This window comes from Amycolatopsis sp. NPDC039088, from assembly GCF_055598845.1.
The window spans coordinates 66,846-81,027 of record NZ_JBVKAE010000025.1; the positions used below are offsets into that span (position 1 = coordinate 66,846).

The window sequence follows — 14,182 nt, forward strand, 5'->3', positions numbered from 1 at the left end:
CCGGCCCGACCATGACAGAACTCCTTGGTGTGGAAGGGTTTCCTGGCCAGGTCAGACGGTGACGCGGCGCATGGTGGCGAATCCGCCGACGGCCGCGACACAGACCAGCAGTGCGAGCACCCCGGTCATCCCGCCCACGGTCAATGTGCTGAAGAACGCGCCGATCTTCGACCAGGAATCGGTCCAGCTGAGCACCAGCACCCCGGCCAGTAGCACCAGTACCTGTGCGGCGGAGAACAGGACGACGCCCACGACCGCCGCGCGGCGGTAGATCAGGCCGTACCACATGCCGTAGACGAACATCAGCGTCAGCAACACGAACGACGTGAGCAGCGTGAGGTACCAGGAGCCGTTGAGCAGCCAGGGGACCCGGAAGTAGTGGAGGCCGAGCCCCCAGCCGCCGGTGCCCGCCTCGATCGCCTGGAACACGGCGATCCCCACCGAGTACAGCGCGGACAACCCGATGATCAGCAGGATGGTGCCCAGGTAGTACGACCGCCTCGACACGCCCAGCGCCAGCCCGAACGGCAGCGATTTCGTCATGCTCAAGGCGCCGCAGACGAGCATGAAGACGTAAATCGTCGCCAGGCCGCCCGAGTAGTTCTCTTCGGGAGTATCGGGCAGCAGCGAGAAGATGGCGAGGTTGACGAAGAACGCGAAGAACGTGACACCGATCGGGAGGACCACGAACTGGATCCGGTCCACCAGGTGGTAACGCGCGACGTTGATCAGGATGTTCATGCGGACGCCTCCTCGGCGATCTGTCCGGTGGAGGTGTGCACCATCAATTGCTGCAGTGACAACGGTTCCAGCTTCAGATGCAGGGCCTGTGCCCGCGCCTTCGCCGCGGCGTCGAGCGCGTCGGCGACGGTGACCGAAGCCCGCGAACCGATCTTGCGGCGGTGCAGTACCCGGCGTCCGGCGACGAAGTCTTCCACCGCCGTCGCCGGGCCGCTGACCGTGGCGGCGGTGCCGCGCAGGTCGTCGGCGGGCGCGTCGAGGACGACGCGGCCCTTGTCGATCATCACGACGTGCTCCAGCAGATCGGCCACCTCGTCGATCAGATGCGTGGAGAGCAGCACCGTGCGCGGATGAGTCGCATAGTCGTCGAGCAACCGGTCGTAGAACAGTTGCCGCGCGACGGCGTCGAGGCCCGCGTAAGGCTCGTCGAGGAGAGTGAGTTCCGCCCGCGCCGCCAGTCCGATGGTGATCGACAGCGCGGATCGCATCCCTCGTGAGAGCTTCTTGATCGGCCGCTTCAGTGGCAGATCGAAGTCGCGAAGCAGTGTGTCGGCCAGTTCGGCGTCCCAGTTCGGGTAGAACCACGACGCCGCCGCGAGGGCGTGCCGCACCTTGAAGTCCGGGAACTGCTGGTCCTCGCGGACGAGCACCAGGCGCTGGAGCACCCGTTCGTTCTCCACCGGGCTTTCGCCGAACACGCGGACCGTGCCCGCGCTGGCGAACTCCTGCGCGGTGATGATGCGCAGGAAGGTGCTCTTGCCCGCGCCGTTGCGGCCCAGCAGGCCGGTGATCTTGCCTTCTTCGATGTCGACCGTCACGTCGCCGAGCGCGAGGTGGTCGCCGTAGCGCCGGGTCAGGCCGGTGGTCGAAATGGTCGGCGTCATGCGTCCGGTCCTCCGTTCTGGTGTCCGTTCCCGCGGATGAGCGAGATCAGGGTTTCGTCGTCGATGCCGAGGCGCCTCGCTTCGACGAGCATCGGGTCGAGATACTGCTCGGCGAACCGTCTCCGCCGGTCGGTGAGCAGCTTCTCCCGTGCTCCGGCGGCGACGAACATCCCGATGCCACGGCGTTTTTCGAGCAGGCCGTCGTCGGCGAGCACGTTGATTCCCTTGGCCGCCGTCGCCGGATTGATCCGGTAGAAGGCGGCGAGTTCGTTGGTTGACGGCACACGTTCCCCCTCGGCCAGGCTTCCCTCGGCGATGTCGTCGGCGATCTGTTCGGCGATCTGCGCGAACAGGGGTGTTCCTTCGTCGAGCACGACACCTCCGTCCCCAGAGTCGTGCACCCGATGTCGGGTGCGGTGGTTCATTACTGGACTAAGTAACCCATGAACCACCCGATGGGCGCAAGTGGCTTCCGCCGTGCGCACTACTGTGCAGTGCGTGGTACCTTCTGTTGCGTAAGACTGGGAGGGACGCGACTGTGGAGATCAGTCAGCTACTCAAAGGCGTGCTGGACCTCGCCGTTCTCGCCGTACTTCGCGGAGAGGACGGCTACGGCTACGACGTGCTCCGAAGACTTCGCGTCGCGGGGTTGCAGGAAGTCGGCGACGCTTCGGTGTACGGGACGCTCCGGCGGCTGTACAAGGCAGGCCTGCTGACGTCGTACGTGGTGCCGAGTGAAGAAGGCCCGCACCGCAAGTACTACAGCCTCAACGAACCGGGTCGTCAACGCCTCGAAGAGTCGGGGCAGACCTGGCGGAGTTTCGCCAAGACAATGAACAGCCTGTTGGGAGAGGCAGCATGAGCACGCAGAATCCGACCGCCGTGCGGGTGTATCTGGCGAGGGTCAGGAGCGCGCTCGCCGACCTGCCCGAGAGCGAAGTCGAGGAGATCCTCGAAGACGTCCGTCCCCATCTCGCGGAGATGGAGGCGGAACTGGGGGACAACGCAAGAGTCGACGCCCTGATCGAACGTCTGGGCAGCCCCGAGAGCTACGCCGCCGAACTGCGGGCGTCCGGTGGCTACCCGCCGCGTCCCGCCGAAGCGGGCGACAAAACCACCGCGCTGACCGCGAAGACCGGGATCGGCGGAGCGCGTTTCGCGTTCTGGGGCTTGATGTTCTCGGTCGGCGGATTCGCGCTGTTCGGTTTCGCGGCCGCGGTGTGGGTCCGGGTGGAACCGTTGCTGGGCCTGCTTTTCGTGGCACCCGTGTTCGCGATCAGCGTCACCTACGTGGTGCGGAAGGGGGTCGGCCCGATCGCGGAACTGCCCGAGGTCGGCAAGCTCCGCGAGTTCGGGACGTCGTTCCAGACCGCTCGCGACGGTAAGGCGCTGGCCTTCCTGCGTTCGCTCAAGCCGGCGTGGTGGGTGCTGTGCGCGGCGGTGCTGGTCGTGTTCGGCCTGCTGCTCGTGCTGCGCGACACCGAGGCCGTGCTGTTGCTGCCGCTGCTCATCGTCGCGGGGGCCGCGGCGGTGTGGGCGGGGCCGAAGGTGAAGGGCGACCGGCGGTTGCTGTGGGTGCTGGTGCCGGTCTCGGCGTTCGTCATCGGCAGCATGCTCGGTGGCGCGGGCGCCGCGGTCGACCTGATCGCGAAACGGTCTTACGGCAGCGGCTCGCCGTATAGCGGCTACACGCCGAACTACAACGACACCTACGGCAATCCGCAGCTGATGTACGGCAGCCAGAGCGTGGAGAACATCTACGCGTTCGACGGCGAGGGCAAGCCGCTGACCGAAATCTACCTCTACGACGAGGAGGGCCGCCCGCTCAGCACCACCCGGTACGCCTGTGAGAAGAACACGGGCGAGAAGCGGAAGGTCGGCGACGACAACCGCTATCCGCGGCCACGGGTCGATCGGGGTGTCCAGGACGGCGAGGGAAACCTCAACGGCTACAACGGTTCCCGCGGTTACTGCCAGGAGAAGACCGACGTCCCGTTCAGCGCGGCGATCCCGAAGGGCGCGCCGATGCCGCCCGCTTCGGCGGCCCCGCCGTCGAACTCCACCCAGCCGACGCGCTAGGTGGTCCGGGTGGAGGCGGCTGTCGGGGGCGCCTCCACCCACTTCTCGCGGATGCGGAAAGCCGCGAGCCGGCACCTCGCGATGAGGTGCCGGCTCGCGTGGGAGCAGGCTCAGCGGGTGAACGCGCTCCTGGCGGCCAGGTCGGCCAGCAGGGCGCGGCCCTTCTCGGCGTTGCGCGGCTGGGCCAGGACGTCGTAACGCCGGGCGACCAGCTGGCTCTGCGAGACGAACCCGCGCTTGTTCTTCGAATTCGCGTACCCCAGCGCGCCGAACAGCAGGTTGAACCCGATACCGCTGACGAGGCCGACGAAGATCGGCACCAGTCCGGCGCCCGGGTTCAGCAGGCTCAGCACCAGGCCGAGGAACATACCGAACATCGCGCCCGCGAGCGCCGAGCTGGTCAGCACCTTGCTCCAGCCCATCCGCCCGGCGATCCGCTCGACCAGCATCGGTTCGACACCGACGATGGTGACGTCGGTGATCGGGAAGTCCGTTCCCGCGAGGTGGTCGACGGCACGCTGCGCTTCGGAGTACGACTCGTACGAGCCGATCGGCCACCCGCTGGGCAGCGTCGGGAGCTGAGCCCGTCCCTGGGGCTCGGTGAACGTGGTCTGCTGCGTGAATGCCTGTGTCATTCCTTCTCACCTCTCTTGATCCGTACAACGTTCCGGATGTGCGGATCTCCTCCCGATACGGCGGGATTCACAGCATCTTCTCAGCCGGGCATCACAGACAATCCGCCCAGGGATCAATTACAGTCCGCAATGGATAACGAACTAGACCATTGACCGAGTTGACCAGGCCAGGCTGACCGGGTAGGAAGAACCCGCAAAGGTACCGCTTCGAACCTTTAGGTGAGGCTGATGGCGAACAGGCGCGGCATGCTCACGCTGGATCGGCTCCGGGAACTCGTCGAGGACGGCACCGTCGACACGGTGTTGGCGGCGATCACCGACATGCAGGGCAGGCTGCAGGGCAAACGCTGCGCCGCCGAGTACTTCCTCAACGAGGTCGTCCCGCACGCCACCGAAGCGTGCAACTACCTGCTCGCGGTCGACGTCGACATGAACACCGTCGACGGCTACCCCATGTCGTCCTGGGAGACCGGCTATGGCGACTTCGTCATGCGCCCGGACTTCGAGACGCTGCGCCTGCTCCCGTGGCAGGAAGGCACCGCCCTCGTCCTCGCCGACCTCGAACGCGTGCAAGGCGGGGCGGTGGCTCCTTCGCCCCGCCAGATCCTGCGCGGGCAACTCGACCGGCTCGCCGCGCTCGGTCTCGCCGCCTACGTCGGCACCGAACTCGAGTTCATCGTCTTCGACGACACCTTCGAGTCCGCATGGGACAAGCGCTACCAAGGCCTTCGTCCGGCCAACCAGTACAACGTCGACTACTCGATGCTCGGCACCTCGCGGATCGAGCCGCTGCTGCGCCGGATCCGCAACGACATGGGCGGCGCGGGGCTGTACGTCGAGTCGGCCAAGGGTGAGTGCAACCCTGGCCAGCACGAGATCGCCTTCCGCTACGCCGACGCGCTGACCACCTGCGACAACCACAGCGTCTACAAGACCGGGGCCAAGGAGATCGCCGCGCAGGAGGGCAAGAGCCTCACGTTCATGGCGAAGTACAACGAACGTGAGGGCAACTCCTGCCATATCCACATCAGCCTGCGCTCGATCGGCGGCGAGGCCGTGCTGGCCGGTGACGGCCCCGGCGGGTTCTCCCCGCTGATGGAGCACTTCCTCGCCGGTCAGCTCGCCGGATTGCGTGAGCTCACTTACTTCCTCGCGCCGAACATCAACTCCTACAAGCGTTTCGTCCCCGGCAGTTTCGCGCCGACCGCCGTCGCGTGGGGCATGGACAACCGCACGTGCGCGCTCCGTGTCGTCGGCCACGGCGAATCGCTCCGCACCGAGAACCGCGTTCCCGGCGGCGACGTGAACCCGTACCTCGCGGTGGCCGCGCTGATCGCGGCCGGGTTGCACGGTATCGAGAACGAACTGGAGCTGGAGCCGGAGTTCCACGGCAACGCCTACGGCTCCGACAAGCCGACCGTGCCGACCACCCTGCGGGAGGCGGCCGCGCTGCTGGACCAGAGCGAGCTCGCCAGGACCGCGTTCGGGGACGAGGTCGTCGACCACTATCTGAACGCGGCGAAGGTCGAACTCACCGCCTACGACGCCGCCGTCACCGACTGGGAGAGGATCCGTGGCTTCGAACGGCTGTGAACCCGTCATCGGTCTCACGTCCTATCTGGAGCCCGCGAAGTTCCTGGTGTGGGAGACCGAGGCGGCGCTGCTGCACCGCGTCTACGTCGACGGGATCGTCGCGGCGGGCGGGATCCCGGTCCTGCTGCCGCCGGTGAGCGACGCGCACGACAGGCTGGTGTCCGCTGTGGACGGTCTCGTGCTGGTCGGCGGCGCCGACGTCGATCCGGCGCGGTACGGCCAGGAGCAGCATCCGACGACCTACCTCCGGCCGAACCGGGACGCCTTCGAGTTCGGCCTGCTGCGGTCCGCTTTGGCCGCGGGCAAACCGGTGCTCGGCGTGTGCCGGGGGCTGCAGGTGCTCAGCGTCGCGCTCGGCGGCACGCTCACCCAGCATCTCCCGGAAACGTTGGACAGCAAGGATCACCAGCCCGCGCCCGCGACCTTCGGCACCACTACGGTGACCCTTGCCGGGGGCAGCCGGGTCGCCTCGATCCTCGGCACCGAGACCAAGGTGCCGTGTTACCACCATCAGGCGATCGACAAGCTCGGCGACGGACTGGTCCCGGTCGGCTGGGCCGCCGACGGCACCATCGAGGCGGCCGAACTGCCCGGCGACGGGTTCGCGCTCGGCGTCCAATGGCATCCGGAACAGAACCCCGACGACATCAGGCTTTTCGAGGCCCTCGTAGCAGCGGCGAAGGAGACGAAGTGACCACCTTCGAGGTCATCAACCCCGCCACCGAAGAGGTGGTGAGGTCGGTCGAGCTGACCTCGGCCGAGGAGGCCGATGCGGCCATCGCCCGAGCGCAGGCGGCGTTCCCCGCCTGGCGTGCGGTGGCCCCCGGAGACCGGGCGCGGCTGCTGCGCCGCTTCGCCGACGCGGTCGACGCCGACATCGAGAATCTCGCCCAGCTCGAAGTCGCCAACGCGGGCCACACGATCGGCAACGCGCGCTGGGAGGCTGGCAACGTCCGCGACGTGCTGACGTACTACTCGGCGTCGCCGGAACGCTTGAGCGGCAAGCAGATCCCGGTGCCCGGCGGGGTGAACATGACATTCCACGAACCGCTCGGCGTGGTCGGGGTGATCGTGCCGTGGAACTTCCCGATGCCCATCGCGGGCTGGGGTTTCGCGCCCGCGCTCGCCGCCGGGAACACCGTCGTCCTCAAACCCGCGGAACTCACCCCGCTGACCGCGATCCGGCTCGGCGAACTCGCCCGTGAGGCGGGGATCCCCGAGGACGTCTTCCAGGTGCTTCCCGGCAAGGGATCCGTGGTGGGACAACGTTTCGTGGACAACCCCGCGGTACGCAAGGTCGTCTTCACCGGCTCCACCGAGGTCGGCAAGCAGATCATGGCGGGCTGCGCCGCGCAGGTGAAGCGGGTGACCCTGGAACTGGGCGGGAAGAACGCGAACATCGTGTTCGCCGACGCCGATTTGGAGAAGGCCGCGGCCTCGGCGCCCTACGGCGTGTTCGACAACGCCGGACAGGACTGCTGCGCGCGGTCGCTGATCCTGGTGCAGGCGAGTGTGTACGAGAAGTTCATGGAACTGCTCGAACCCGCCGTGAACGGCGTCGTCGTCGGGGATCCCCGGCTGGAGATGACCGAGATGGGGCCGCTGATCTCGGCCGGGCACCACGCGAAGGTGTCGTCCTATGTGGACGATTCCACGCCGGTGGCGTTCCGGGGGAGCGCGCCGCTGGGACCGGGCTACTGGTTCCCGCCGACCGTCGTCACCCCGCCGGACCTGCGGCATCCGCTGGCCGCCGACGAGATCTTCGGCCCGGTCGTCGCCGTGGTCCCGTTCGCCGAAGAAGCGGACGCGGTGACCATGGCCAACCACACCGAGTACGGCCTGTCCGGCTCGATCTGGACCCGCGACGTCGGCCGCGCCTTCCGCGTCGCGCGCGGCGTCGAAGCGGGGAACCTTTCGGTCAACTCGCATTCGTCCGTCCGGTACTGGACGCCGTTCGGCGGGTTCAAGCAGTCCGGGTTGGGCCGCGAACTCGGCCCGGACGCCGTGGATGCCTTCACCGAGACCAAAAACGTCTTTATCAGCACGGAGGACTGAGCAATGGTGCAGCGTTTCGAAGGCCGCGTCGCGGTCATCACCGGCGGCAGCAGCGGTATCGGACTCGCCACCGCCCGCAGGCTGGCGAGCGAGGGCGCGAAGGTCGTCATCGGCGACATCTCCGCGGAGACGGGCAAAGCCGCGGCCGACGAGGTCGGCGGCCTGTTCGTGCAGGCAGACGTCACCGACGCCGATCAGGTCGAGACCCTGTTCCAGACCACAGTGGACGAATTCGGCTCGGTCGACGTCGCGTTCAACAACGCCGGCATCTCCCCGCCCGAAGACGACTCGATCCTGACCACGGGCATCGACGCCTGGGAGAAGGTGCAGAAGGTCAACCTGACCTCGGTGTACCTGTGCTGCAAGGCCGTGCTGCCGCATATGCAACGGCAGGGCAAGGGATCGATCATCAACACGGCGTCGTTCGTCGCGGTGATGGGCGCGGCGACGTCGCAGATCTCTTACACCGCGTCCAAGGGCGGGGTGCTGGCGATGAGCCGGGAGCTGGGCGTGCAGTTCGCGCGGGAGAACATCCGGGTCAACGCGCTGTGCCCGGGCCCGGTGAACACGCCGCTGCTGAAGGAACTGTTCGCGAAGGACCCCGAGCGGGCCGCGCGACGGCTGGTGCACGTGCCGGTCGGGCGGTTCGCGGAACCGGAGGAGATCGCGGCCGCGGTCGCGTTCCTGGCCAGCGACGACGCCTCGTTCATCACGGCTTCGCAGTTCCTGGTGGACGGCGGGATCTCGGGCGCCTACGTCACGCCTCTTTGATCCCGCATTTAGTCCTCTGAATGTGTGCTCCGGAGTTTTTCGGCGTGGCCTACGAGTCAATCGCGCCCTGACCGTCCACAAGGGACCCTCCTTGGTGACCGAATGCCCGATTGATGGCTCTCTGCCGGAAGGTCACCACGAGCCTCAGTGGCACCACCAGTCGCAACGGCGGCGCGTGAAGGTCCCTTCCCTCGGCTCAGCCGAGGAAACTCGGCCATCATGTACTTCACCGCGAGCAAAGTTGCGGCCCATGCGTCACTCGTCCCGGTGGCCGGGATGGCGCGCCGCTGACCTGCGCTGTAGGTCTGGGACCGGGAGCCGTCCGGCTCCCGCGACCTGGAACAGCGGAGGCACGGAAATGACCCGGCAGATGAGCACCGCCATGCGTGACTGCATCGACCTGTGCAACGAGTGTCACGTCCGGTGCGAGGAGATGATGACCCGCTGCATGGAGGTCGGCGGCGCCAAGCTCGGGATGATGATGGTGACCTGCGCGGACATGTCCCGGATGAGCGCCGATATGATGATGCGCTGTTCGGCCATGGTCGCCGACCTCGAGATGATGCGCATGTGCGCGAAGATGTGCGGCCTGGCCTCCCAGATGATGCGCATGTGCGCCCAGGAATGTGCCAAGACCGGTGACGCCGAACTCGCCGAGGCCGCCGACATGATGACGCGCTGCGCCGAGCTGTGCGGCACCATCACCGCCGAGATGATGATGGAGAACGCCTGATCGCTCCAGCCGCGCCCGGGCACATCGGGTGTCCGGGCGAACGGCACAAGTGACATGTCCTGCCTGAAGTAGACGCGCGCCGAACACGCCAGGTACGGTGTGCGCACAACTTCAGACAGGGCCGTTGAGCTGGAGCGGGAGAGCCCTCACGAACGTGGTGGGGCACCGAAGGAGCAAACTCCCCGGAATCTCTCAGGTATCCACTACCGCTTCCGCGAGGCCACTCTGGAAAGCAGGCGCGCAAGTGCGTCTCACCCAAGGTGAAAGCCGCATTACCGTGCGGTGAAACTCTCAGGTGCCATGACAGAGGGGGAGTTCCCAGCGCACCGGTCTATCCGGCGCCTGACCCAAGGAGCTCCCTTGACCAGTACGTCCTTCGACGACCGGCACATCGGCCCCTCGGAGTCCGAGCAGGCCAAGATGCTCGCCGAGGTCGGCTACGGCAGCCTCGATGCCCTGGTGCAGGCCGCCGTGCCGTCCGCGATCAGGGTCACCGGTGACCTGGACCTTCCCCCGGCCGCGTCCGAGGAGGACGCCATCGCCGAGCTTCGCGCGCTCGCCGCGCTCAACAAGCCGATGACGCAGATGATCGGTCTCGGCTTCCACGACACGGTCACCCCGGCGGTCATCCGCCGCAACGTGCTGGAGAACCCGGCTTGGTACACGGCGTACACGCCCTACCAGCCGGAGATCTCGCAGGGCCGCCTCGAAGCGCTCCTCAATTTCCAGACCATGGTCTCCGAGTTGGCCGGTCTCGCCACCTCGAACGCCTCCCTGCTCGACGAGTCCACGGCTGTCGCCGAGGCCGTCATGCTGATGCGCCGCGTGTCGAAGGCGAAGTCCAACAAGGTCGTCCTCGACGCCGAGTGCCTGCCGCAGACCATCGCGGTCGTGCGCACCCGCGCCGAGGCGATGGGTGTCGAGGTCGAGGTCCGCGACCTGCTCACCGGCCTTCCCGAGGAGTTCTTCGGCGTCGTCGTCCAGTACCCGGGTGCCTCCGGCGTGCTGCGTGGCGCGGGCTTCTACTCCGCCATCTCCGAGACCGCGAAGGCCGCCGGCGCGCTGTACACCGTCGCCGCCGACCTGCTCGCCCTCACGCTGGTCACCGCGCCGGGTGAGTTCGGCGCGGACATCGCCGCCGGTTCGACGCAGCGCTTCGGTGTCCCGCTCGGCTACGGCGGGCCGCACGCCGGATTCATGGCCGTCCGCGCCGGGCTGGAGCGTTCGCTGCCGGGCCGCCTCGTCGGGGTCTCGGTCGACGCCGACGGCAACCCCGCGTACCGCCTCGCCCTGCAGACCCGTGAGCAGCACATCCGCCGCGAGAAGGCGACGTCGAACATCTGCACCGCGCAGGTCCTGCCCGCCGTGCTGGCCGCGATGTACGCGGTCTACCACGGTCCCGACGGCCTCAAGCGCATCGCGACGCGTGTTCACGGACTCGCCGCCGGTCTCGCGGACGCTCTCCGCACCGGGGGCGTCGAAGTCGTCCACGAGGGCTTTTTCGACACCGTTCTCGCCCGCATGCCCGGCCAGGCTGAAGCCGTCGTCGCCGTCGCCCGTGAGAACGGGATCAACCTCGGCCCGGTCGACGCCGACCACGTCCGCATCGCCGTCGACGAGGTCACCACGCCCGCGATCATCGCCAAGGTGCTCAACGCCTTCGGCATCGACACCCCCGCCGCCGACGACGCCCGCGCGCTGCCCACCGGCCTCGAGCGCGAGAGCGAGTACCTCACCCACGAGGTCTTCCACTCGCACCGCTCCGAGACCGCGATGCTGCGGTATCTGCGCGGCCTCTCCGACCTCGACTACGCGCTCGACCGCGGCATGATCCCGCTCGGCTCCTGCACGATGAAGCTCAACGCCACCACCGAGATGGAGCCGATCAGCTGGCGCGAGTTCGCGGGGATCCACCCGTTCGCCCCGGCCGAGGACGCCGAGGGCTACCACGTGCTGGTCGAGCAGCTGGCCGGCTGGCTGGCCGAGGTCACCGGCTACGACAAGGTGTCGCTGCAGCCGAACGCGGGCAGCCAGGGCGAACTCGCCGGTCTGCTGGCGATCCGCGCCTACCACCACGCCAACGGCCAGACCGAACGCGAGGTCTGTCTGATCCCGTCGTCCGCGCACGGTACGAACGCCGCCTCCGCCGTCATGGCCGGGATGCGCGTCGTCGTGGTCAAGTGCACCGACGAGGGCAACGTCGACCTCGACGACCTGCGCGCGAAGGTGGACGCCAACCGCGACACGCTGTCCGCGATCATGGTCACGTATCCGTCCACGCACGGCGTGTACGAGCACGGCATCGACGAGCTGGCCAAGATCGTCCACGACGCGGGCGGCCAGGTCTACGTCGACGGCGCGAACCTCAACGCCCTGCTGGGCTTGGCGAAGCCGGGTGAGTTCGGCGGCGACGTCTCGCACCTGAACCTGCACAAGACCTTCTGCATCCCGCACGGTGGCGGCGGCCCCGGCGTCGGCCCGGTCGCGGTCCGCGCGCACCTCGCGCCGTACCTGCCGAACCACCCGCTGCTGGAGAAGGCGGGTCCCGAAACCGGCGTCGGCCCGATCAGCGCCGCCCCGTTCGGCTCGGCGTCGATCCTGCCGATCTCGTGGGCGTACGTCCGCATGATGGGCGCGGGCGGGCTCACCGCCGCGACGCAGGTCGCGGTCCTCGCCGCGAACTACGTGGCCAAGCGGCTCAACCAGCACTACCCGGTGCTGTACACCGGCCAGGACGGCTTGGTCGCGCACGAGTGCATCCTCGACCTGCGCGGGCTCACCAAGGAGACCGGCGTCAGCGTCGACGACGTCGCGAAGCGCCTCATCGACTACGGCTTCCACGCCCCGACCATGTCGTTCCCGGTCGCGGGCACGCTGATGGTCGAGCCGACGGAGTCCGAAGACCTCGGCGAGATCGACCGTTTCTGCGACGCGATGATCGCCATCCGCGCGGAGATCGACGCCGTCGCGCAGGGCCGCTGGTCCGCGGACAACAGCCCGCTGCGCAACGCCCCGCACACCGCGGAAACCCTGGTCGGCGACTGGGACCTGCCGTACGACCGCGAACTGGCGGTGTACCCCGCCGGAGTGAATCGCAAGGCCAAGTACTGGCCCCCGGTGCGCCGCATCGACGGTGCGCGCGGGGACCGTAACCTCGTTTGCTCCTGCCCGCCGCTCAACGCCTACGAGAACTGAGGCACTTGATGTCGAAAGAGACGTCCCTGCACGGGGTCCACAAAGGACTGGGTGCGCTGTTCACCGACTTCGCGGGCTGGTCGATGCCGATCCGCTACAGCAGCGAACTGGCGGAGCACAAGGCCGTCCGCGAGGCGGCCGGGCTGTTCGACCTCTCGCATATGGCCGAGATCGAGGTGACCGGCCCGCAGGCTGCCGAGACCCTGGACTACGCCCTGGTCGGCAACCTGTCCGGCGTCAAGCCGGGCCGGGCGCGCTACACGATGATCTGCGACGAGAACGGCGGCGTGCTCGACGACCTGGTCGTCTACCGCCTCGCCGACGAGAAGTTCCTGGTCGTCGCCAACGCGGGCAACGCCGACGTGGTCGCCGAGGCGCTGGCCGAGCGAGTCTCCGGCTTCGACGCGGTCGTGGAAAACAAGTCCGAGGACGTCGCGTTGATCGCCGTCCAGGGCCCGAAGGCCGTCGAGATCCTCGGCGCCGTCACCGACGCCGACCTCGGCGCGCTCAAGTACTACGCGAGCGTCCCGGCCGTCGTGAAGGGTCACGACGTCCTGCTGGCTCGCACCGGCTACACCGGCGAGGACGGCTTCGAGCTGTACGTCCCGGCCGGTGAGGCTCCCGCCGTCTGGCGCATCCTGACCGACGCGGGCGAGCCGCACGGCCTGCTCCCGGCCGGCCTCGCCTGCCGCGACACCCTGCGCCTGGAAGCTGGAATGCCGTTGTACGGCAACGAACTCAGCCTCCAGCTGAGCCCGTTCGAAGCCGGTCTCGGCCGCGTCGTCAAGTTCGAGAAGCCTGGTGACTTCGTCGGCAAGGCCGCGCTCGAGGAACTGTCCAAGAAGGACGTTCCCCGCGTGCGCGTCGGGCTCAAGGGCTCCGGCCGCCGTGCCCCGCGTCACGGCTACACCGTCCTGGCGGGCGAGACCGAGATCGGCGAGGTCACCAGCGGTGCCCTTTCGCCCACCCTGGGCTACCCGATCGCCATGGCCTATGTGGACCGGGAGCACTCCGAACCCGGCACCGAGCTTTCCGTCGACATCCGGGGTCGTATCGAACCCGTCGAGGTCGTCGCCCTGCCCTTCTACTCCCGCGCCTGAAAGGCCCTTGAACGACCATGAGCATCCCCCAGGACCTGAAGTACACGAAGGAACACGAGTGGCTGCGCGTCGAGGACGGCGTCGCCACCGTGGGTATCACCGCCTTCGCCGCCGAGTCGCTCGGTGACATCGTGTTCGTCCAGCTGCCCTCGGTCGGTGACACGGTCACCGGCGGCGAGGTGTTCGGCGAGGTCGAGTCGACCAAATCCGTCAGCGAGCTGTACGCGCCCGTGGACGGCGAGGTCGTCGAGGTGAACGAGACCACAACGGACACCCCCGAGGTCATCAACTCGGACCCGTACACCGAAGGATGGCTCCTGAAGGTGCGTCTGTCCGGCGACGTGCCCGCCCTGCTCGACGCCCAGGCCTACGCCGTGCTCACCCAGGAGAGCTGAG

14 protein-coding genes and 1 riboswitch are annotated in these 14,182 nt (G+C 67.9%); of the genes, 10 read left to right on the forward strand and 4 right to left on the reverse strand.

The features are described from left to right. Positions 1-51: 51 nt before the first annotated feature. The 3 genes from ACZ7KI_RS28700 to ACZ7KI_RS28710 are packed head-to-tail and all read right to left on the reverse strand — an operon-like array spanning position 52 to position 1,999. Positions 52-741, reverse strand: coding sequence for an ABC transporter permease (locus tag ACZ7KI_RS28700; protein ID WP_470276174.1), 690 nt, complete (start codon positions 739-741; stop codon positions 52-54). After that, positions 738-1,625: an ABC transporter ATP-binding protein gene (locus tag ACZ7KI_RS28705; RefSeq protein WP_470276175.1), complete on the reverse strand. Its 888-nt coding sequence runs from the start codon at positions 1,623-1,625 to the stop codon at positions 738-740. The genes ACZ7KI_RS28700 and ACZ7KI_RS28705 overlap by 4 nt, the downstream gene beginning before the upstream one ends. Continuing rightward, on the reverse strand, positions 1,622-1,999 hold the full coding sequence (locus ACZ7KI_RS28710) for a GntR family transcriptional regulator (RefSeq protein ID WP_470276176.1): 378 nt from the start codon (positions 1,997-1,999) through the stop codon (positions 1,622-1,624). Before ACZ7KI_RS28710 ends, ACZ7KI_RS28705 begins: the two co-directional genes overlap by 4 nt. A gap of 164 nt (positions 2,000-2,163) precedes the next feature. Here ACZ7KI_RS28710 and ACZ7KI_RS28715 point away from each other — a divergent pair, with 164 nt between their 5' ends. Together ACZ7KI_RS28715 and ACZ7KI_RS28720 are read left to right on the forward strand one after the other, a co-directional pair. Next, positions 2,164-2,487 carry a PadR family transcriptional regulator gene (locus ACZ7KI_RS28715; protein WP_470276177.1) on the forward strand — a complete coding sequence of 108 codons (324 nt, stop codon included), beginning with the start codon at positions 2,164-2,166 and terminating at the stop codon, positions 2,485-2,487. Next, positions 2,484-3,704 (forward strand): DUF1700 domain-containing protein, encoded by a 1,221-nt coding sequence (locus ACZ7KI_RS28720; RefSeq protein ID WP_470276178.1) that lies wholly within the window; start codon positions 2,484-2,486, stop codon positions 3,702-3,704. The genes ACZ7KI_RS28715 and ACZ7KI_RS28720 overlap by 4 nt, the downstream gene beginning before the upstream one ends. Positions 3,705-3,814: 110 nt before the next feature. Here the strand turns inward: ACZ7KI_RS28720 and ACZ7KI_RS28725 are convergent, their stop codons facing one another. After that, complete coding sequence (locus ACZ7KI_RS28725; RefSeq protein WP_470276179.1) at positions 3,815-4,339, reverse strand: YflT domain-containing protein; 525 nt, start codon at positions 4,337-4,339, stop codon at positions 3,815-3,817. 228 nt (positions 4,340-4,567) lie between these two features. Here ACZ7KI_RS28725 and ACZ7KI_RS28730 point away from each other — a divergent pair, with 228 nt between their 5' ends. The 8 genes from ACZ7KI_RS28730 (at position 4,568) to gcvH (ending at position 14,181) form a co-directional block, all read left to right on the forward strand. Then, positions 4,568-5,932, forward strand: coding sequence for a glutamine synthetase family protein (locus ACZ7KI_RS28730; RefSeq protein WP_470276180.1), 1,365 nt, complete (start codon positions 4,568-4,570; stop codon positions 5,930-5,932). Further along, on the forward strand, positions 5,913-6,626 hold the full coding sequence (locus tag ACZ7KI_RS28735) for a gamma-glutamyl-gamma-aminobutyrate hydrolase family protein (RefSeq protein WP_470276181.1): 714 nt from the start codon (positions 5,913-5,915) through the stop codon (positions 6,624-6,626). Before ACZ7KI_RS28730 ends, ACZ7KI_RS28735 begins: the two co-directional genes overlap by 20 nt. After that, positions 6,623-7,987: an aldehyde dehydrogenase family protein gene (locus ACZ7KI_RS28740; RefSeq protein ID WP_470276182.1), complete on the forward strand. Its 1,365-nt coding sequence runs from the start codon at positions 6,623-6,625 to the stop codon at positions 7,985-7,987. Before ACZ7KI_RS28735 ends, ACZ7KI_RS28740 begins: the two co-directional genes overlap by 4 nt. A 3-nt stretch (positions 7,988-7,990) precedes the next feature. Continuing rightward, positions 7,991-8,758: a 3-oxoacyl-ACP reductase gene (locus ACZ7KI_RS28745; RefSeq protein ID WP_470276183.1), complete on the forward strand. Its 768-nt coding sequence runs from the start codon at positions 7,991-7,993 to the stop codon at positions 8,756-8,758. Positions 8,759-9,116: 358 nt separating this feature from the next. After that, a complete protein-coding gene (locus ACZ7KI_RS28750; protein WP_470276184.1) occupies positions 9,117-9,491 on the forward strand; it encodes a four-helix bundle copper-binding protein in 375 nt (124 codons plus the stop codon). Between the two features lie 125 nt (positions 9,492-9,616). Next, positions 9,617-9,710, forward strand: a riboswitch (glycine riboswitch). A 141-nt stretch (positions 9,711-9,851) separates the two neighbouring features. Next, the gene (gene gcvP / locus ACZ7KI_RS28755) at positions 9,852-12,686 is read left to right on the forward strand and encodes an aminomethyl-transferring glycine dehydrogenase (RefSeq protein ID WP_470276185.1); all 2,835 of its coding nucleotides are present in this window, start codon (positions 9,852-9,854) and stop codon (positions 12,684-12,686) included. 8 nt (positions 12,687-12,694) lie between these two features. Further along, positions 12,695-13,786 (forward strand): glycine cleavage system aminomethyltransferase GcvT, encoded by a 1,092-nt coding sequence (gene gcvT, locus ACZ7KI_RS28760; protein WP_470276186.1) that lies wholly within the window; start codon positions 12,695-12,697, stop codon positions 13,784-13,786. A 17-nt stretch (positions 13,787-13,803) separates the two neighbouring features. Beyond that, positions 13,804-14,181, forward strand: coding sequence for a glycine cleavage system protein GcvH (gene gcvH / locus ACZ7KI_RS28765; protein WP_465460971.1), 378 nt, complete (start codon positions 13,804-13,806; stop codon positions 14,179-14,181). Position 14,182: the final 1 nt, after the last annotated feature.